The sequence below is a fragment of the Neisseria sp. P0009.S008 genome, assembly GCF_051958615.1.
GTDB lineage: Bacteria > Pseudomonadota > Gammaproteobacteria > Burkholderiales > Neisseriaceae > Neisseria > Neisseria subflava.
In genome coordinates, this window is record NZ_JBQCVG010000005.1 from 82,799 (window position 1) to 100,510 (window position 17,712).

Annotated in this window: 15 protein-coding genes; 8 read left to right on the forward strand and 7 right to left on the reverse strand. The window is 49.3% G+C overall.

Annotated elements, in window-relative coordinates:
- Positions 1–190 precede the first annotated feature (190 nt).
- The 4 genes from ACTHSQ_RS05410 (at position 191) to trmA (ending at position 5,542) form a co-directional block, all read left to right on the forward strand.
- On the forward strand, positions 191–1,459 hold the full coding sequence (locus tag ACTHSQ_RS05410; RefSeq protein WP_254321614.1) for an Nramp family divalent metal transporter: 1,269 nt from the start codon (positions 191–193) through the stop codon (positions 1,457–1,459).
- A 155-nt stretch (positions 1,460–1,614) separates the two neighbouring features.
- Positions 1,615–2,691: a peptide chain release factor 1 gene (prfA, locus tag ACTHSQ_RS05415; RefSeq protein WP_250590335.1), complete on the forward strand. Its 1,077-nt coding sequence runs from the start codon at positions 1,615–1,617 to the stop codon at positions 2,689–2,691.
- 148 nt (positions 2,692–2,839) lie between these two features.
- Entirely contained in the window at positions 2,840–4,342 is a 1,503-nt protein-coding gene (pta, locus tag ACTHSQ_RS05420) for a phosphate acetyltransferase (RefSeq protein ID WP_003686207.1), read from the forward strand.
- 117 nt (positions 4,343–4,459) lie between these two features.
- Complete coding sequence (gene trmA / locus ACTHSQ_RS05425) at positions 4,460–5,542, forward strand: tRNA (uridine(54)-C5)-methyltransferase TrmA (RefSeq protein WP_440371422.1); 1,083 nt, start codon at positions 4,460–4,462, stop codon at positions 5,540–5,542.
- A 69-nt stretch (positions 5,543–5,611) separates the two neighbouring features.
- On the opposite strand, the gene ACTHSQ_RS05430 is transcribed toward trmA, so the two are convergent.
- Entirely contained in the window at positions 5,612–6,652 is a 1,041-nt protein-coding gene (locus ACTHSQ_RS05430; RefSeq protein WP_440371421.1) for a zinc-dependent alcohol dehydrogenase family protein, read from the reverse strand.
- A gap of 162 nt (positions 6,653–6,814) precedes the next feature.
- Between ACTHSQ_RS05430 and mutY the strand changes: the two genes are divergently transcribed.
- Positions 6,815–7,849: an A/G-specific adenine glycosylase gene (gene mutY, locus ACTHSQ_RS05435; protein ID WP_440371420.1), complete on the forward strand. Its 1,035-nt coding sequence runs from the start codon at positions 6,815–6,817 to the stop codon at positions 7,847–7,849.
- 6 nt (positions 7,850–7,855) lie between these two features.
- Here the strand turns inward: mutY and ACTHSQ_RS05440 are convergent, their stop codons facing one another.
- Positions 7,856–8,212 (reverse strand): hypothetical protein, encoded by a 357-nt coding sequence (locus tag ACTHSQ_RS05440; protein WP_036473192.1) that lies wholly within the window; start codon positions 8,210–8,212, stop codon positions 7,856–7,858.
- A 3-nt stretch (positions 8,213–8,215) separates the two neighbouring features.
- The gene (locus tag ACTHSQ_RS05445; protein ID WP_003745781.1) at positions 8,216–8,413 is read right to left on the reverse strand and encodes a zinc-finger domain-containing protein; all 198 of its coding nucleotides are present in this window, start codon (positions 8,411–8,413) and stop codon (positions 8,216–8,218) included.
- A gap of 113 nt (positions 8,414–8,526) precedes the next feature.
- Here ACTHSQ_RS05445 and ACTHSQ_RS05450 point away from each other — a divergent pair, with 113 nt between their 5' ends.
- Positions 8,527–9,021 carry a DMP19 family protein gene (locus ACTHSQ_RS05450; RefSeq protein WP_440371419.1) on the forward strand — a complete coding sequence of 165 codons (495 nt, stop codon included), beginning with the start codon at positions 8,527–8,529 and terminating at the stop codon, positions 9,019–9,021.
- A gap of 63 nt (positions 9,022–9,084) precedes the next feature.
- On the opposite strand, the gene ACTHSQ_RS05455 is transcribed toward ACTHSQ_RS05450, so the two are convergent.
- Both ACTHSQ_RS05455 and ACTHSQ_RS05460 read right to left on the reverse strand, forming a co-directional pair.
- Positions 9,085–9,858, reverse strand: a complete 774-nt coding sequence (locus tag ACTHSQ_RS05455; RefSeq protein ID WP_003686108.1) for a M48 family metallopeptidase — start codon at positions 9,856–9,858, stop codon at positions 9,085–9,087.
- Positions 9,859–9,966: 108 nt separating this feature from the next.
- Positions 9,967–10,875, reverse strand: a complete 909-nt coding sequence (locus tag ACTHSQ_RS05460) for a serine hydrolase (RefSeq protein WP_371440889.1) — start codon at positions 10,873–10,875, stop codon at positions 9,967–9,969.
- A 313-nt stretch (positions 10,876–11,188) separates the two neighbouring features.
- Between ACTHSQ_RS05460 and clpX the strand changes: the two genes are divergently transcribed.
- The gene (clpX, locus tag ACTHSQ_RS05465) at positions 11,189–12,454 is read left to right on the forward strand and encodes an ATP-dependent Clp protease ATP-binding subunit ClpX (protein ID WP_003686117.1); all 1,266 of its coding nucleotides are present in this window, start codon (positions 11,189–11,191) and stop codon (positions 12,452–12,454) included.
- 206 nt (positions 12,455–12,660) lie between these two features.
- Here clpX and ACTHSQ_RS05470 read toward each other — a convergent pair whose 3' ends face one another.
- Entirely contained in the window at positions 12,661–12,993 is a 333-nt protein-coding gene (locus ACTHSQ_RS05470; protein ID WP_003685960.1) for a hypothetical protein, read from the reverse strand.
- Between the two features lie 430 nt (positions 12,994–13,423).
- On the opposite strand from ACTHSQ_RS05470, the gene ACTHSQ_RS05475 reads away from it, so the two are divergent.
- Positions 13,424–14,818: a DEAD/DEAH box helicase gene (locus ACTHSQ_RS05475; protein ID WP_440371456.1), complete on the forward strand. Its 1,395-nt coding sequence runs from the start codon at positions 13,424–13,426 to the stop codon at positions 14,816–14,818.
- 183 nt (positions 14,819–15,001) lie between these two features.
- Here the strand turns inward: ACTHSQ_RS05475 and acnB are convergent, their stop codons facing one another.
- Positions 15,002–17,587, reverse strand: a complete 2,586-nt coding sequence (acnB, locus tag ACTHSQ_RS05480) for a bifunctional aconitate hydratase 2/2-methylisocitrate dehydratase (RefSeq protein ID WP_003686102.1) — start codon at positions 17,585–17,587, stop codon at positions 15,002–15,004.
- Positions 17,588–17,712: the final 125 nt, after the last annotated feature.

The following is a 17,712-nucleotide window of genomic DNA, read 5'->3' on the forward strand; positions in this document are numbered from 1 at the left end:
GATACAAGGCCGTCTGAAAAAATGTTTTTGGCACAAAATATCGCTAATTCCCCTATTTCAGCTTTTTCAAACCGTATTTTCCCCTTGATTGATAAAAAGTATTACGCATATTATTGGGCAAACTTTTTATTTACGTTAAAATATGCTTTTTTTTGATAATAAGGCCGTCTGAAACAGGCGGAAAATACTTATGGCAGAACAACATACACACTCCTCTACCTGGCAGAGCAAAATTAATGCCCTCGGCCCTGGCATCATGATGGCTTCGGCAGCGGTCGGCGGCTCGCACCTGATTGCCTCCACGCAGGCAGGTGCGCTTTATGGCTGGCAGCTTGCGCTAATCATTATTTTAACCAACCTGTTCAAATACCCATTTTTCCGTTTCAGCGCACATTACACGCTGGACACGGGCAAAAGCCTGATTGAAGGCTATGCCGAAAAAAGCCGCGTTTATTTGTGGGTATTTTTGATTTTGTGTATTGCATCGGCAACGATTAATGCCGGCGCGGTCGCCATCGTCACCGCCGCCATCGTCAAAATGGCAATCCCATCCCTAACGCTCGATACCGGTATAGTGTCCGCCCTGATCATGGCTTCCTGCCTGCTGATTCTGGCAAGCGGCCGCTATAAAGCGTTGGACAACGTTTCCAAAATCATCATCGTCAGCCTGACCATTGCCACCGTCGCCGCGGCAGCCGTGGCCATGTCTCGCGGTATGCAGATGAAACCTGACTTTATCGAGCCCACCCCATGGACGCTGGCCGGCTTGGGTTTCTTAATCGCACTGATGGGCTGGATGCCTGCGCCGATTGAAATTTCCGCCATCAACTCTTTGTGGGTAACCGAAAAACAACGCATCAACCCTTCCAGCTACCGCGACGGCATTTTCGACTTCAACGTCGGCTACATCACCAGCGCAGTGTTGGCCGTCGTCTTCTTGGCCTTGGGTGCATATGTCCAATATGGCAACGGCGAAGCCGTACAAATGGCCGGTGGCAAATATGTCGGCCAGCTGATTAATATGTACGCCGTGACCATCGGCGACTGGTCGCGTCCTCTGGTGGCATTTATCGCCTTCGCCTGCATGTACGGCACCACCATTACCGTAGTGGACGGCTACGCCCGCGCGATTGCCGAACCGGTACGCCTGCTGCGCGGCAAAGACAAAACCGGCAATGTCGAATTGTTTGCCTGGAACGTCTGGGTTGCAGGCTCAGGCTTGGCTGTGATTTTCTGGTTCAACAGCGCAATGGCCGAGTTACTCAAATTCGCCATGATTACCGCCTTCGTTTCAGCCCCTGTGTTCGCTTGGCTGAACTACCGCCTCGTCAAAGGCGACAAACGCCACAAACTGACCATGGGCATGAACTTCCTCGCCATCCTCGGCTTGATTTACCTGACCGGATTTACCGTTTTGTTCCTACTGAACCAAACAGGCATCTTGGCTGCGCCTAAATAAGCCCATATGAAAAAGGCCGTCTGAAACTCAAAAACAGGTTTCAGACGGCCTTTCCAATCCATCATATCTTTTTGAATTTTCATTCAAACCCATTATAATGACTCCTTATTTCGCCGTTGCAGACCACTCGACGGCATCCGTATTTTGGAAAATTTATGAAGCCGTCTATCTTAGAAAAACTACAACAACTCAGCGACCGACTGGAAGAAGTCACGCACCTGCTCGGCCAGCCTGAAGCCACGTCCGACATGGACAACTACCGCAAACTCACACGCGAACACGCCGAATTAACCCCCGTCGTCGAAGTCTTCCAAAACTACCAGCTGGCGCAAAGCGACTTAGCGGATGCCGAAGAAATGCTGTCCGATCCCGAAATGAAAGACTTTGCCGCCGAAGAAATCGAAGCGGCCAAAGCCAAAATCGACGAACTCGATACCGAACTGCAAAAACTGCTGCTGCCAAAAGATGCCGACGACGACAAAAATATCTTTATCGAGGTACGCGCCGGTACCGGCGGCGACGAAGCCGCGCTGTTTGCAGGCGATTTGCTGCGTATGTACAGCCGCTACGCCGAACGCAACCGCTGGCAGGTTGAAATCGTTTCCGCCAACGAAAGCGAATTGGGCGGCTATAAAGAAGTCATCGCCCGCATTGTCGGTTTGGGCGCGTACAGCCGTCTGAAATTCGAATCGGGTGGCCACCGGGTGCAGCGCGTCCCCGCTACCGAAAGCCAAGGCCGTATCCACACCTCCGCCTGCACCGTCGCCGTCATGCCCGAAGCGGACGAACTCGAAGACATCGAGCTGAACCCTGCCGACCTGCGTATCGATACCTTCCGCGCATCCGGCGCGGGCGGTCAGCACATCAACAAAACCGACTCCGCCGTCCGTATTACCCACTTGCCGACAGGCATGGTGGTCGAATGCCAAGACGGCCGCAGCCAACACGCCAACAAAGCGCAAGCGATGAAAGTCCTCGCTGCCCGCCTGAACGACGCGCAAAAACGCGAAGCACAAGCCAAAGAAGCCGCCGAACGCAAATCCCTGATCGGCAGCGGCGACCGCAGCGAACGCATCCGCACCTACAACTACCCGCAAGGCCGCGTTACCGACCACCGCATCAACCTTACCCTGCACAAACTGGATTTTGTGATGGACGGCGATTTAGAAGAAATCACCAATGCCCTGATTGCCGAGCATCAAGCCGAGCTTTTGGCAGCAATGGGGGATTGATGGATTTGGTCCATTGCGTTTATACTTTTCAGACGGCCTGATGACATATGTTAATATGGCCGTGTATATGTTATCCCGAAGTGATAAATGCAGCACCAGCTGCGCCACAGCAACACCCTTCTACAATCACCGAATGAGAGGACACAAAATGGCAAAAATCCTGATCGCACCGGTATCTGCCGGTCTGAGCGCCGATGCAGCGGCAAAAGCATTTGCAGCAGCATTAAATGCGCAAGTTTTCCAAGCCGTTGACCCTGCTGCTGAAACCCTATTGGCTCAAGGCAAAAGTGACGATTGGTTTGACGCACTTGTCGGTAAAGTTGCAGCATTAAATGCAGACAATCTCGTTATCGAAGGCATCACTCCTGATGCGGACAAATTGTTCTTGGCAGGCAAAAACGTTGAATTGGCGCTGTCTTTGGATGCAGGCGTTGTATTGGCGCTGAAATCCGACAACACTGATGCCGCTGCCGTCACTCAACAATTGAATCTTGCCAAACAGCTCTATACCAACTCTCCAGGCTTATTGGAAGGCTTTATCATTGACGGCGCAGCCGCTGCTTTGGGCGCACAAGTTGCCGAACAAACCGGCCTGACTTTCTTCGGCTCCAGCGACAAACTGCAAGACGTATCCGCTTTGGCCAAACGCGAAGCCAAACGCCTGTCTCCAGCCCAATTCCGTTACAACCTGATCGATTTTGCCCGCAAAGCCGATATGCGCATCGTTCTGCCTGAAGGCGCAGAACCGCGCACCGTCGCCGCTGCCGCCATCTGCCACGAAAAAGGCATCGCCCGTTGCGTACTGTTGGCGACCCGCGAAGAAGTTGAGGCCGTAGCTAAAGAACGCGGCATCTCCCTGCCTGATTCTTTGGAAATCATTGATCCTGCTTCTTTGGTTGAGCAATACGTTGGGCCGATGTGCGAATTGCGCAAATCCAAAGGCCTGACTCCTGAAGACGCACGCAAACAGCTGCAAGATACCGTCGTACTCGGCACCATGATGATGGCTCAAAACGACGTAGACGGTTTGGTTTCCGGTGCAGTCCACACTACTGCCAACACTATCCGCCCTGCCCTGCAACTGATTAAAACCGCTCCGGGCGCAAGCCTTGTATCCAGCGTATTCTTCATGTTACTGCCTAACCAAGTATTAGCATTTGCCGACTGCGCGGTTAACCCAAACCCAACTCCGGAACAACTGGCCGACATCGCCATCCAATCTGCCGACAGCGCCAAAGCCTTCGGTATCGATCCAAAAGTAGCCATGATTTCCTACTCTACCATCAACTCAGGCAGCGGCCCTGATGTCGATGCGGTGATCGAAGCAACCAAACTGGCGAACGAAAAACGCCCTGATTTGGCCATCGAAGGTCCGTTGCAATACGATGCGGCTACCGTTCCATCTATCGGCCAATCCAAAGCTCCGGGCAGCGCTGTTGCCGGTCAAGCAACCGTTTTGGTTTTCCCAGACCTCAATACCGGCAACTGTACTTACAAAGCCGTACAACGCAGTGCCAACGTCCTGAGCGTAGGTCCGTTGTTGCAAGGTTTGCGTAAACCGGTTAACGACTTGTCCCGCGGCGCATTGATTGAAGACATCGTCTTCACCATCGCCCTGACTGCCGTTCAAGCCAAACAAATGCAAGGCTGATTGACAAGCTGATGCTTTGAAATCAAAGGCCGTCTGAAACTGATGTTTCAGACGGCCTTTCGTATCTTTGCGCCAACTATATTATAATTCGCCATTATTTTCCGAAAGACTGCCCCAATGACTGCCTACCAGCAACAACTAGCCGACAAAAAGCAATATCTTCAGCAACTTTTCCAAGGACTGGATTTCCCTGAAATCGAAGTCTTTGAATCTCCGGAACAGCATTACAGAATGCGTGCCGAGTTCCGTATCTGGCATGAGGGCGGTGAAATGTTTTACGCCATGTTTGAGCGCGGGCAAAAGGCAAGCGGGGCAAGCCTGATCCGTTGCGACCAATTTCCTGCCGCATCCGAATCCATCAATGCCTTGATGCCGAAATTGATTGAAGCCACATCCAATCATCCCGAGCTGAAAAACCGCTGGTACGCCGTCGAATTTTTGTCCACTTTAAGCGGCGAAATGCTGGTTACCATGATTTACCACAAGAAACTGAACGAAGCATGGCAACAAGCCGCGCAAGAGTTGGCGCACAATTTGGGCATCCACATCATTGGCCGCAGCCGCGGACAAAAAATCGTATTGAGCCAAGATTTTGTGACCGAAGCATTAGAAGTCAACGGAAAAACCTTCCGCTATCGTCAAATTGAGGGCAGCTTTACCCAACCCAATGCCCAAGTGTGCCAAAAAATGCTGACGTGGGCGTGTGATGCTGCGCAAAACTTAGGCAAAGACCTACTTGAGCTGTACTGCGGCAACGGCAATTTCACCCTGCCACTTTCGCAACATTTCACTCAAGTATTGGCAACCGAAGTCTCCAAAACTTCCGTCAACGCCGCCCAATGGAATATTGAAGCCAACCAAATTACCAATCTCAAAGTCGCCCGCCTGTCTGCTGAAGAATTTACCGAGGCCTACACGCAAAACCGCGAATTCCGCCGCCTGCAAGAACAAGGCATCGACTTGAAAAACTATGATTTTTCAACTATTTTTGTCGATCCTCCACGCGCCGGTGTTGATGATGAGACGCTCAAATTGGTTGCCCGATTCGACAACGTCCTCTATATTTCCTGCAACCCTGAGACCCTACGCACCAACCTCGATACGCTCTGTCAAACCCATACCATCGAACGCGCCGCCCTGTTCGACCAATTCCCATTTACCCACCATATCGAAAGCGGCGTTTGGTTGAAGAAAAAATAAAACCATACAAAAAGGTCGTCTGAATGTTCAGACGGCCTTTAATTAACGGCATATTAAACGATTTTCAAATCAATCCGCCTCCAAAACCACTTTCATGGCTTGGTTTTCAGCAGCATGCTTGAATACATCGTAAGCTTTTTCCAATTCGCTGAATTTGAAATGGTGGGTCATCATTTTGGTGTAATCCACTGAGCTGCTGGAAATGGCTTTCATCAGCATTTCGGTGGTATTGGCGTTAACCAGGCCGGTAGTGATGGCAAGGTTTTTAATCCACAGTTTTTCCAGTTTGAAATCAACGGATTGACCATGTACACCAACCACAGCAATATGGCCGCCGGGTTTCACGATGTCTTGGCACATATTCCAAGTTGCAGGGATACCGACCGCTTCGATGGCGCAATCTACGCCGTCTTCGCCGACGATATCGGCAACTTGCTTGCTCACATCGCTGGAAGCGGGGTTGATGGTATGGGTTGCGCCCAATTCTTTCGCCAGTTTCAAGCGGTTTTCGTCCATATCGCAAACAATGATGGCGGCAGGGCTATACAGCTGCGCAGTCAGCAAGGCAGACATACCGACAGGGCCGGCACCGGCGATGAATACGGTATCGCCAGGTTTCACATCACCATATTGCACGCCGATTTCATGGGCGGTCGGCAAGGCATCGCTCAACAGCAGGGCAACTTCTTCATTGACGTTGTCAGGCAGTGGAACCAAGCTGTTGTCGGCATAAGGCGTACGGACGTATTCGGCCTGAGTACCGTCAATCATATAGCCCAAGATCCAACCGCCGTTGCGGCAGTGTGAATAAAGTTGGATTTTACAGTTGTCGCAAGTACAGCATTTGCTGACACATGAAATAATGACTTTATCACCGACTTTGATGTTTTTTACAGCATCGCCGACTTCTTCTACAATACCGATGCCCTCATGACCGAGAATACGACCATCGGCAACTTCAGGGTTTTTACCCTTCCAAATACCCAAGTCAGTACCGCAAATCGTGGTCTTAACGATTTTGACGACTGCATCGGTCGGATCGATAATTTGAGGGCGAGGTTTTTCTTCGAAACGGATGTCGTTTGCGCCATGATAAACCATTGCTTTCATGTGAATCTCCTTGAGGGGTTAATAAATTTTAACAATACCGCGTAAATCCACGTTAACTATATTTATATACCCCTACATCAGATAAGTCAATTCTGATTATTATTTCATATATTATATTATAACATATTGTTTTAAAAATAAATAATTAAAAAGTAAATATTAATGAACACACCCACATCCTTCGCTCGACGACTCATCGATTGGCAGCGCCAACACGGCCGCCACAACCTGCCTTGGCAGGTCAAAGACCCTTATTCCGTCTGGCTTTCAGAAATCATGCTCCAACAAACGCAAGTAGCCACCGTATTGGACTACTATCCGCGTTTCTTAGCCACATTCCCGACCGTGCAATCGCTTGCCGCCGCGCCGCAAGACGAGGTTTTATCCTTGTGGGCAGGCTTGGGCTATTACAGCCGCGCACGCAACCTGCACAAAGCAGCGCAACAAGTCGTCGGACAATTCGGCGGTATCTTTCCATCCGAGCGCAAAGACTTGGAAACGCTCTGCGGCGTAGGCAGAAGCACCGCCGCCGCCATTTCTGCCTTTGCTTTCAACCGACGCGAAACCATCTTGGACGGCAACGTCAAACGCGTTCTCTGCCGTGTCTTTGCCCAAGACGGAAATCCGCAGGACAAAAAATTTGAAAACTCGCTCTGGACGCTTGCCGAAAGCCTGCTGCCGTCTGAAAACGCCGATATGCCCGCCTACACGCAAGGTTTGATGGACTTGGGCGCAACCGTGTGCAAACGGACAAAACCTTTGTGTCATCAATGCCCTATGGCAGAGATCTGCGAAGCAAAAAAACAAAACCGCATTGACGAGCTACCCCGCAAAAAAACTGCTCCTGAAGTGCAAACCCTACCGCTTTATTGGCTGATTATTCATCACACTGACGGAGCATTATTGCTTGAAAAACGCCCTGCCAAAGGCATTTGGGGCGGTCTGTATTGCGTACCCTGTTTTGAAAAATTAGACGATTTGTATACTTACGCCGAACACTTCGGCATTGTTTCAGACGGCCTTGAAGAACAAACTACGTTTACCCACAGCCTGACCCACCGTTTATTGATGATTACCCCTTTTCAGACGCAACAAAGGCCGTCTGAACATCTTTCAGACGGCCTTTGGGTATCATTGGAACATTTGGCGGATTATGGTTTGCCCAAACCTTTAATCAAATATTTGGCTAAAGGCTAAACCGCCCTATTCCACAATCTCTTTAAATACAACTTCTTTCCCGCCGCGAATCAGTACGGCAAACCCATCGCCAATTTGCCAACGCGAGCTCGGATTGGCGTACTCGACGCCCTGACTCCGCAAGCGGACTTGCACCAGTTTTTCAACCGTATTGCCTTCACGCAGCTCAACCATCATCGGGCTGTGGCTGTTGATATAAATTGCAGTAATCGTCCGACCTTGTGCGGATTGATAACGGACAGAATACGTCTGCGCTTGTGCAATGACCGGTAACGGCGCGTCAGGACGCACGGCCTTATACGAGCCGCACGCAGCGCACAAACTCACGCACAAAGCGCAGATAATTTTGTTCAACATAGGCATAGATCAGTAATGGTGATGCGGAATCTCGCCATCAAGACGGTAATAAGTGCCGCAATACGGGCATTCAATCTCACTGTTGGACTGAATCGGCAAGAACACACGCGGATGGCCGTTCCATGTTTCATGATTAGGGCCGGAGCAATGTAGCGGCAAATCCTGCGGCTTGATGACTACAACGTTTTTTTCAGACTGTGTACTCATGGTTTGGTTCCTCACTATGTTTTCTTATCTTCCGATATTGTAAAGCAAAACGGCCGCCAGGTTCAGACTGAAAACATTATATAATCACTTTTTTCAGACGGCCTTTGATGATTATGACCACCCTGCTCCGCCTTCAAGATTTCGATACTTCCGATTCCGCTTCATTTCTTTATACACTCAGCGCAGCCTATTTGGAACACACCGAACAGGCAGGCGACGAGGAAATGTCCAGCCTCAACGACGAACAGCATACATTGACCGCCCTTTGCTACCTCGACAGCCAAGTTCAAGAAGGCGGCTTCGTACAGCTTATCGCTTCAGGATACGGAGAATACATCTTCGGCAATCCAGTTGCCGACAGCCTGCGCCGCTGGCGCATCAAGCCGATACCGAAAATCTTAGACAAAGCCAAAGCCCTGTACGAAAAACACGGCGAAGCCATTGAAAAAATGGCAGATGAGCAAAGAGATTTCGATGAAATCCGCAAAGCGTTTCCCGATTTTGAAGAGCTTGACGGCGATTATTATGATGTTGCCGACGAAGACTTGGAAACCGCAGCAGCCTACGTTCAGGCAAATTGGGATAAATTTGCCAAACTGTCAGGCTGAAACCATAAAACTTTGCCGGTTTGAATCATCTGATCAAACCGGCAAAATCATCAATACGTCAAATTAACGTTTGTTTTTCTGATAAATCGGCATTACTTCAGGCAACATTTTGCGGATTGCATTGATACGCGCCTGATTGGTTGGGTGAGTCGACAAAATAGCCAATGAGCTGCCGCCCTGTACTTTGTTCATTTTTTCCCACACGCTTACCGCTGCCTCAGGGTTGTAGCCTGCTTCAGCCATCAAACGCACACCGCCGGCATCCGCTTCGCTTTCCTGATAACGTGAGAACGGTTTGGTCGCCAACAAATCTGCACCCAAGCCGACCAAATCACCATCCACACCGGTTGAGCTGGCCAAAATCGAACCGCCCAAGCCGGTCAATACTTGTCCGCCCAAAGCTTTTTTACTGTGTTCCAACAAAGCATGGGTCATTTCATGGCCGACAACGGCGGCAATTTCATCATCAGTCAGCTTCAATTTTTCTACTATGCCGGTGTACACGGCCATTTTACCGCCCGGCATTGCCCATGCGTTCATTTCATCACTGCGGATAACGTTCATCTGCCAGTTGAAAGGCACGCCGGTTTTGTTGGCGCGCTCAGCATGAGGACGCAGACGTGCAAACACGCGTTGAACGCGTTGAGCGGTTGGAGATGAAACATCCAAAGCTTTTTGACCACGCGCTTTTTGAATGACTTGCGAGTAACTTTTAGCCGCGTCTTCATTTAAAGTCGCGGTATCGTAGCCAACCATATCTGCTACAGAAGTACAGCCGGTCAACGCCAAAATCACGCCCATGCCGGCCCAATATTTTTTATTCCATTTTTTCAACATGTTTTCTCTCTGTGTTTTAAAATTAATGTAACGACATTGTACCCAAATTTAATACACTTTACACAAAAGGCCGTCTGAACGGTTTCAGACGGCCTTTAAGCGCAATATTTAAGAGCGGCGCTGCAACATCCAAGACTCAATCTTACGCGCATCGTTCACACGTGTTGTGGAAGACGGAGAGTTGAGCAATACGATGGTAATCGGCTGATTCTGTACATTGGCCTTAACCACCATAGAACGTCCTGCCTCGCGGATATAGCCGGTTTTCTGCAATTCAATATTCCAGCTACCTTCACGCACCAAGGCATTGGAGTTTTTGTAGTTTTGACGACCATTTGCCGTCCAAACCGAGCCATAATTTGAAGTAGAATTTTTGCGGATCAGCGGATATTTGCTGGCTGCCGCAACCATGCGGTTCAAATCGCGCGCAGTGGAAACGTTTTGGAAATTCAAACCGGTAGGCTCATAGAAACGGCTGCTGGTCATGCCCAGGCTTTGCGCTTTGGCATTCATTGCCGCAACAAACGCGCTCATACCGCCCGGATAGGTACGGCCCAACGCATGGGTAGCACGGTTTTCACTGCTCATCAGGCTCAGGTGCAACAATTCGCCGCGTGTCAGTGTCGTGCCGATGCTCAAACGGCTGCCTGTACCTTTCAAACGGTCGATTTCAGCCTCGGTAATCGTGATAGGCTCGTTCATATCCAGATGCGCATCCAACACCACCATCGCGCTCATCAATTTGGAAATAGAGGCAATCGGCATAACACGATCAGGATTTTTCTGATACAGCACTTCACCGGTTTTATTATTGAAAATCAAAGCAGATTGCGAAGAAAGCAGAGGACCTGCCAAAGCGGCTTGAGCTTCGACTTGGTCGGCATGACTCAACGCAAAAGCTTCCATCGGGTCATTTTGCACTGGGAAATTTTGCTCCAAAAATTGTCCCAATACATCCATATCATCGGCAACGGCAGGTGCAGAAGCAAAGGCCAATGCCACACCTGTCCATACCATTCCTAAAGTTTTATAGAATTTCATATCTGCCAATTCAAAAAAATACATTTAATTCAAAATTCTGTTAAATTTTTCACTAATTGTAAAGCGAGTTGAGAAAACTTTGCGTTTGTTTGCGAGATATTCAAATCCAGCGCCCTCATCTGTTTCTTAGACGATACGGCGCAATGCCTGCTCTGATTTGAAAAAACACAAGATAGTCATTATACTTAGGCTCCTTTGTCAGAGGCATTCCCTCAATCCGGCAATACGCCCGAAAGATCTGTTCCCCCTTTACAACACAGCCTCCATACAACCATACGAAGAAATTATTATGTCTGAAGAAAAACGCACCTGTTCATTCTGCGGGAAGTCCGAAAACGACGTTAAAAACCTGATTGAAGGCGAACACGCCTTCATCTGCAACGAATGTGTAGAAACTTGCGGCATGATGCTGCAAGACAACGAATCAGGCGAGATTGAAAACGAGCTTGCCAAAGCGAAAGAAGAAAACGCCGAAAAAAAACTGCCTACCCCGGCTGAAATCGTTGCCAACCTCAACGATCACGTTATCGGTCAGGAACACGCAAAAAAAGCGTTGGCAGTATCGGTTTACAACCACTACAAACGCCTGCGCCACCCGAAAGCGGAAGGCAAAGTCGAGTTGTCCAAATCCAATATCCTGCTCATCGGCCCTACCGGTTCAGGTAAAACCCTGTTGGCACAATCTTTGGCGCGCAAACTGGATGTACCTTTTGTCATGGCGGATGCCACAACTTTGACCGAAGCGGGTTATGTAGGTGAAGACGTCGAACAAATCATCACCAAACTTTTGGGCAAATGTGATTTTGACGTTGAAAAAGCCCAGCGCGGCATCGTTTATATCGATGAAATCGATAAAATTTCACGCAAAAGCGACAATCCGTCCATCACGCGCGACGTATCCGGCGAAGGCGTGCAACAAGCCTTGCTGAAACTGATTGAAGGCACGGTAGCGAGCGTTCCTCCGCAAGGCGGCCGCAAACATCCGAACCAAGAATTCATCAACGTTGATACCACCAACATCCTCTTTATCTGCGGCGGTGCATTTGCCGGCTTGGAAAAAGTCATCCGCCAACGTACTGAAAAAGGTGGTATCGGCTTTGGTGCGGCGGTGCACAGCAAAGATGAAAACGCCGATATTTCAGCCCTGTTTGAAACAGTCGAGCCTGAAGACTTAATTAAATTCGGCTTGATTCCCGAGCTTATCGGCCGTCTGCCCGTGATTGCCACATTGGCAGAATTGGACGAAGATGCTTTGGTCAACATTTTGACCGAACCGAAAAATGCCTTGGTCAAACAATATCAAACCTTGTTTGCAATGGAAGATGTCGGTCTTGAGTTTGAAGAAGACGCCTTGCGCAGCATCGCCAAACTGGCGATGGAACGCAAAACTGGTGCGCGCGGCCTGCGCTCTATCGTCGAACGTTGCCTCTTGGACACCATGTACACCCTACCAGATTTGAAAGACGTAGCAAAAGTCGTCATCAATAAAGAGGTCGTGGAAAAAGGCGAACAGCCAAAACTTTTCCGCGAAGACGGCAGCGAATATAAGCAATAAGGATCATTCTCCAAAAAAGACGTGTACCCGTTACACGTCTTTTTTATTTTTTAATAAAACCAAAAGCATATCTTTGAATAATGGTCATATACATAAAAAACAAAGGCCGTCTGAAATATACTCAGACGGCCTTTGTTTTCAAGTTGCTCTAAGTCTGTCTTCATCTGGAGTATTGATAAGAGTGACTTCCTTGAATTTTATGAAGCTTATTTTTTTGCTTTCTTAGCAGCTTTTTTAGCAGGAGCAGCTTTGTCGGCAGGCTCAGAAGCTGCAGCTTCAGGAGCAGTAATTTCAGGAGCAGCTACAGGCTCAGATGCAGCAGGCTCGGAGGCAGCTGATTCAGCCGTACGTTGATAGCCTTTACCTTTCATGCAGGCATCAAATACAGCGCGATCAGCATTTTCACCAGATGCTTGTTGACATTGAGTCATTGCTTCTTCAACAGTGATGCGTGGCGCTGCCGCCTCTTCAGTTTTAGAAGAAGAACAAGCTGCCAACATCAGGCTACCGGTTGCAAGAGCGATTAATAAAGTTTTCATAATTGTATATTCCTAAATTTTGATTTTATGGTTTACCGTTAAACGGGAGATACGGGCTACAAAACAAGCCCTGCACCTCAATATTGAGTACGTGAGTACAATTTAGTTTCATTTCAGCTTGTAAGTTTTTGATAAATTAATTCTATTGACGTTAAGACAAATGCTTAATTCCCAATAAACTCAAAACCTTGCAGGCCAGTAAATTTTTCTGTTTTTGAACTGTGAAAATATCAAAACTTGGTCAATCCTAGCCGCAACCATCATTTGGGGAGTCCCTCTTTTTATGGCATAATGGACTACTTGACGGATTATTCCGCCCCCCATTTTTTTTCAAACCGCAGAATCAAGATCATACTGCGGTTTGTCCATTTCAGAATCAGATTTTTCAGACGGCCTATCATTCAAAAGGCCGTCTGAACAGAAAGCCACCATCATGAATCCTTTCTCTTCACTCGGTTTAGGCAGCGAATTAGTCTCTGCCCTGACCGATCAGGGTTATGAAAACCCGACGCCCATCCAAGCCGCAGCGATTCCTAAAGCCTTGGCAGGACACGACCTTTTGGCCGCAGCACAAACCGGCACAGGTAAAACCGCCGCCTTTATGCTGCCCAGCCTCGAACGTCTGAAACGCTACGCCACATCCAGTACCTCCCCTGCCATGCACCCTGTCCGTATGTTGGTATTGACCCCAACCCGCGAGCTGGCCGATCAAATCGATCAAAACGTGCAGGCATACATTAAAAATCTTCCTTTGCGCCATACCGTCCTCTTCGGCGGCGTCAATATGGACAAACAAACTGCCGACTTGCGCGCCGGTTGCGAAATCGTTGTCGCTACGGTTGGCCGACTGCTCGACCACGTCAAACAAAAAAACATCAATTTAAACAAAGTTGAAATCGTTGTACTCGACGAAGCCGACCGTATGCTTGATATGGGTTTCATCGACGATATCCGTAAAATCATGCAGATGTTGCCCAAACAGCGACAAACCCTGCTTTTCTCCGCCACTTTCTCACCACCTATCCGCAAGCTTGCGCAAGATTTTATGCACACGCCCGAAATGGTTGAAGTGGCTGCGCAAAACACCACCAACGCCAATGTCGAGCAACACATCATTGCCGTTGATGCACTCAAAAAACGCAACCTGCTCGAACGTCTGATTGTTGATTTGCATATGAATCAAGTCATTGTATTCTGCAAAACCAAACAAAGCGTCGATCAAGTTACCCGCGACCTCGTCCGCCGCAACATTGCCGCGCAATCCATCCACGGCGACAAATCCCAACAAAGCCGACTGGAAACCCTCAACGCCTTTAAAGAAGGTACATTACGCGTTTTGGTTGCCACCGACATTGCCGCGCGCGGCCTGGATATTGCCGAGTTACCTTTCGTCATCAACTACGAGCTGCCAACCCAACCTGAAGACTACGTCCACCGCATCGGACGTACCGGCCGGGCCGGTGCCGACGGCGTTGCTATTTCCTTAATGGATAAAACCGAACAGAAAATGTTTGAATCCATTAAAGAGCTGATCGGCAGCGATTTGAATGTGGAACGCATCGAAGGCTTTGAACCGCATTGGTGGGGTAATGACAATCAAGATGAAACCGAAGCGCAACCGGTTCAGCACAACGACAGCCGCTCTCGCCGCGATGATAGAAACAAACGCAACGAATACGCGAATAAATCAGACAAAAACTCGAAAAAAGCAGAAGAGAAAAACGATCCGAGTATTGTCTGCGGTAAAATTGCCGGCAGAACACGCCGCAGCCGTCACGAGCGCCAGCCTTGCGCCCTGCTCCAACCTAGTTTTGGCGTAAAGTAAACAACACTGATTAATCGGTTTTTTGATTATTTATCCTAAGCAAAGGCCGTCTGAAACTTATCTTTCAGACGGCCTTTTATTAAACTAAAAATAAAAAGGACGTGATGAACACGTCCTTTATTTTTCCGTTTCAGACGGCCTTTGTTACTTAAGGCCGTCTGAAAATCGGTTTACCTTGCTATATTAAACATTCACTTTCTCGGCTACTTCGTTGTAGCTGTCGATTTCGTTGAAGTTCATGTAACGGTAGATTTGGTCGCCCTGTTCGTTGATGATACCGATGTTGGCTTGGTATTCTTCAACGGTCGGGATTTTACCCAGTTTGGAACAGATTGCCGCCAACTCAGCCGAGCCGAGGTAAACAAAGGTGTTTTTACCCAAGCGGTTCGGGAAGTTACGGGTAGAAGTGGACATCACAGTCGCGCCTTCGTGTACTTGGGCTTGGTTACCCATACACAATGAACAACCCGGCATTTCCATACGCGCGCCTGCACGGCCGAGTACACCGTAGTGACCTTCATCAGACAACTCTTTCGCATCCATTTTGGTTGGAGGAGCCATCCACAGACGTACCGGGATATCGGTTTTACCTTCCAAGAGTTTGGAAGCGGCGCGGAAGTGGCCGATGTTGGTCATACAAGAACCGATGAACACTTCGTCAATTTTGGTGCCGGAGCGTTCAGACATGAAGCACACGTCGTCAGGGTCATTCGGACAAGCAATAATCGGCTCTTTAATGTCATCCATGTTGATTTCAATCACGGCTGCGTATTCGGCATCTTTATCCGCTTCGAGCAATTCAGGATTTGCCAACCATGCTTCCATGGCTTTGATACGGCGTTCCAAAGTGCGCGAATCTTGATAGCCGTCGGCAATCATGTTTTTCATCAACACAATATTGGATTTCATGTACTCGATAATCGGCTCTTTGTTGAGCTTCACGGTACAGCCTGCAGCAGAACGTTCGGCAGACGCGTCAGTCAATTCAAAGGCTTGTTCCACTTTCAAATCAGGCAGACCTTCGATTTCGAGGATGCGGCCGGAGAAGATGTTTTTCTTACCGGCTTTGGCAACGGTGAGCAAACCTTGTTTAATTGCGTAAAGCGGAATGGCGTTCACCAAATCGCGCAGGGTTACACCTGGTTGCAGTTTGCCACTAAAGCGTACCAATACGGACTCAGGCATATCGAGCGGCATTACGCCGGTGGCTGCTGCGAAAGCAACCAAGCCGGAGCCGGCAGGGAAAGAAATACCGATAGGGAAACGGGTGTGGCTGTCGCCGCCGGTACCGACTGTATCAGGCAGCAGCAGACGGTTGAGCCATGAGTGAATCACGCCGTCACCCGGACGCAGGGATACACCGCCACGAGTAGAGATGAAGGCAGGCAATTCTTTATGGGTTCTGACATCGACAGGTTTTGGATAAGCCGCGGTGTGACAGAAAGATTGCATCACCATATCGGCGGAGAAGCCCAAACAAGCCAAATCTTTCAACTCGTCGCGGGTCATCGGGCCGGTAGTGTCTTGCGAGCCGACAGTCGTCATGCGCGGTTCGCAGTAAGTACCCGGACGCACGCCTTTGCCTTCCGGCAGACCACAAGCACGGCCAACCATTTTTTGAGCCAATGTGAAACCAGCTTTGCTTTCAGCAGGCGCTTGAGGCAGACGGAATTCGGTAGAAGCAGGCAGTTTCAATGCTTCACGTGCTTTGGCAGTCAGACCGCGGCCGATAATCAGGTTGATACGGCCACCGGCTTGCACTTCGTCCAGCAATACTTGAGATTTCAGGCTGAACTCGGCAACGGTTTCGCCGTTTTTCACGATTTTGCCTTCATAAGGCAGAATATCGACGACATCGCCCATTTTCAGCGCGGAAACATCGACTTCAATCGGCAGCGCGCCGGAGTCTTCTTGAGTATTGAAGAAAATCGGCGCGATTTTGCCGCCTAAGCATACGCCGCCGAAGCGTTTGTTCGGTACGAACGGGATGTCTTCGCCGGTATGCCAAATCACGGAGTTGGTTGCGGATTTGCGTGAAGAACCGGTACCGACCACGTCGCCGACGTAGGCAACGGGATAACCTTTGGCTTTGAGTTCTTCCAACAGTTTAATCGGACCGACTTCGCCCGGTTTGTCGGGATTAATGCCGTCGCGCGGGTTTTTCAACATCGCCAGCGCGTGCAGAGGAATATCAGGACGGCTCCATGCATCAGGTGCAGGAGAGAGGTCGTCTGTATTGGTTTCGCCGTCGACTTTGAAGACGGTAACAGTGATTTTTTCGGGAACTTTGGCGCGCGAGGTGAACCATTCGGCGTCCGCCCAAGATTGCAAAACTTCCTGCGCGTATTTGTTGCCTTTTTCGGCTTTTTCTTGAACATCGTGGAAAGAGTCAAACATCAGCAGAGTGTGTTTCAGACCATTTGCAGCGATAGGCGCAAGTTTGTCGTTGTCCAAGAGTTCGATGAGTGCATGAATGTTGTAACCGCCAAGCATGGTACCCAACAGCTCGGTAGCATACTCAGGGGAAATCAGCGGACTGGATACGCTGCCTTCGGCAACGGCTGCCAAAAATGAGGCTTTGACTTTGGCGGCATCGTCCACACCGGGTGGTACGCGGTGAGCCAACAGCTCAACCAAGAACTCACCTTCACCGGCAGGTGGATTTTTCAGCAGCTCAACCAAATCAGCAGTCTGCTGAGCAGTCAGAGGAAGGGGGGGAATACCAAGGGCGGCGCGCTCGGCGGCGGCTTTACGATAGGCTTCTAACATCTCTTTGTTCCTTTTTCTGTTTTTTCTTCTGGGCAATTGCAAATGATTTGCAATTAAGGATTGTAAACAATCCTTTTAAGCATCATAGACCAGTTTTCAAAAAATGGGAACAGTTATGTTACTGA

What these genes read in the sequence shown, in the direction of transcription:
- ACTHSQ_RS05410 (WP_254321614.1), top strand. Translation starts at nt 191, where the DNA reads ATGGCAGAACAACATACACACTCCTCTACCTGGCAGAGCAAAATTAAT.
- prfA (WP_250590335.1), top strand. Translation starts at nt 1,615, where the DNA reads ATGAAGCCGTCTATCTTAGAAAAACTACAACAACTCAGCGACCGACTG.
- pta (WP_003686207.1), top strand. Translation starts at nt 2,840, where the DNA reads ATGGCAAAAATCCTGATCGCACCGGTATCTGCCGGTCTGAGCGCCGAT.
- trmA (WP_440371422.1), top strand. Translation starts at nt 4,460, where the DNA reads ATGACTGCCTACCAGCAACAACTAGCCGACAAAAAGCAATATCTTCAG.
- ACTHSQ_RS05430 (WP_440371421.1), bottom strand. Translation starts at nt 6,652, where the DNA reads ATGAAAGCAATGGTTTATCATGGCGCAAACGACATCCGTTTCGAAGAA.
- mutY (WP_440371420.1), top strand. Translation starts at nt 6,815, where the DNA reads ATGAACACACCCACATCCTTCGCTCGACGACTCATCGATTGGCAGCGC.
- ACTHSQ_RS05440 (WP_036473192.1), bottom strand. Translation starts at nt 8,212, where the DNA reads ATGCCTATGTTGAACAAAATTATCTGCGCTTTGTGCGTGAGTTTGTGC.
- ACTHSQ_RS05445 (WP_003745781.1), bottom strand. Translation starts at nt 8,413, where the DNA reads ATGAGTACACAGTCTGAAAAAAACGTTGTAGTCATCAAGCCGCAGGAT.
- ACTHSQ_RS05450 (WP_440371419.1), top strand. Translation starts at nt 8,527, where the DNA reads ATGACCACCCTGCTCCGCCTTCAAGATTTCGATACTTCCGATTCCGCT.
- ACTHSQ_RS05455 (WP_003686108.1), bottom strand. Translation starts at nt 9,858, where the DNA reads ATGTTGAAAAAATGGAATAAAAAATATTGGGCCGGCATGGGCGTGATT.
- ACTHSQ_RS05460 (WP_371440889.1), bottom strand. Translation starts at nt 10,875, where the DNA reads ATGGTATGGACAGGTGTGGCATTGGCCTTTGCTTCTGCACCTGCCGTT.
- clpX (WP_003686117.1), top strand. Translation starts at nt 11,189, where the DNA reads ATGTCTGAAGAAAAACGCACCTGTTCATTCTGCGGGAAGTCCGAAAAC.
- ACTHSQ_RS05470 (WP_003685960.1), bottom strand. Translation starts at nt 12,993, where the DNA reads ATGAAAACTTTATTAATCGCTCTTGCAACCGGTAGCCTGATGTTGGCA.
- acnB (WP_003686102.1), bottom strand. Translation starts at nt 17,587, where the DNA reads ATGTTAGAAGCCTATCGTAAAGCCGCCGCCGAGCGCGCCGCCCTTGGT.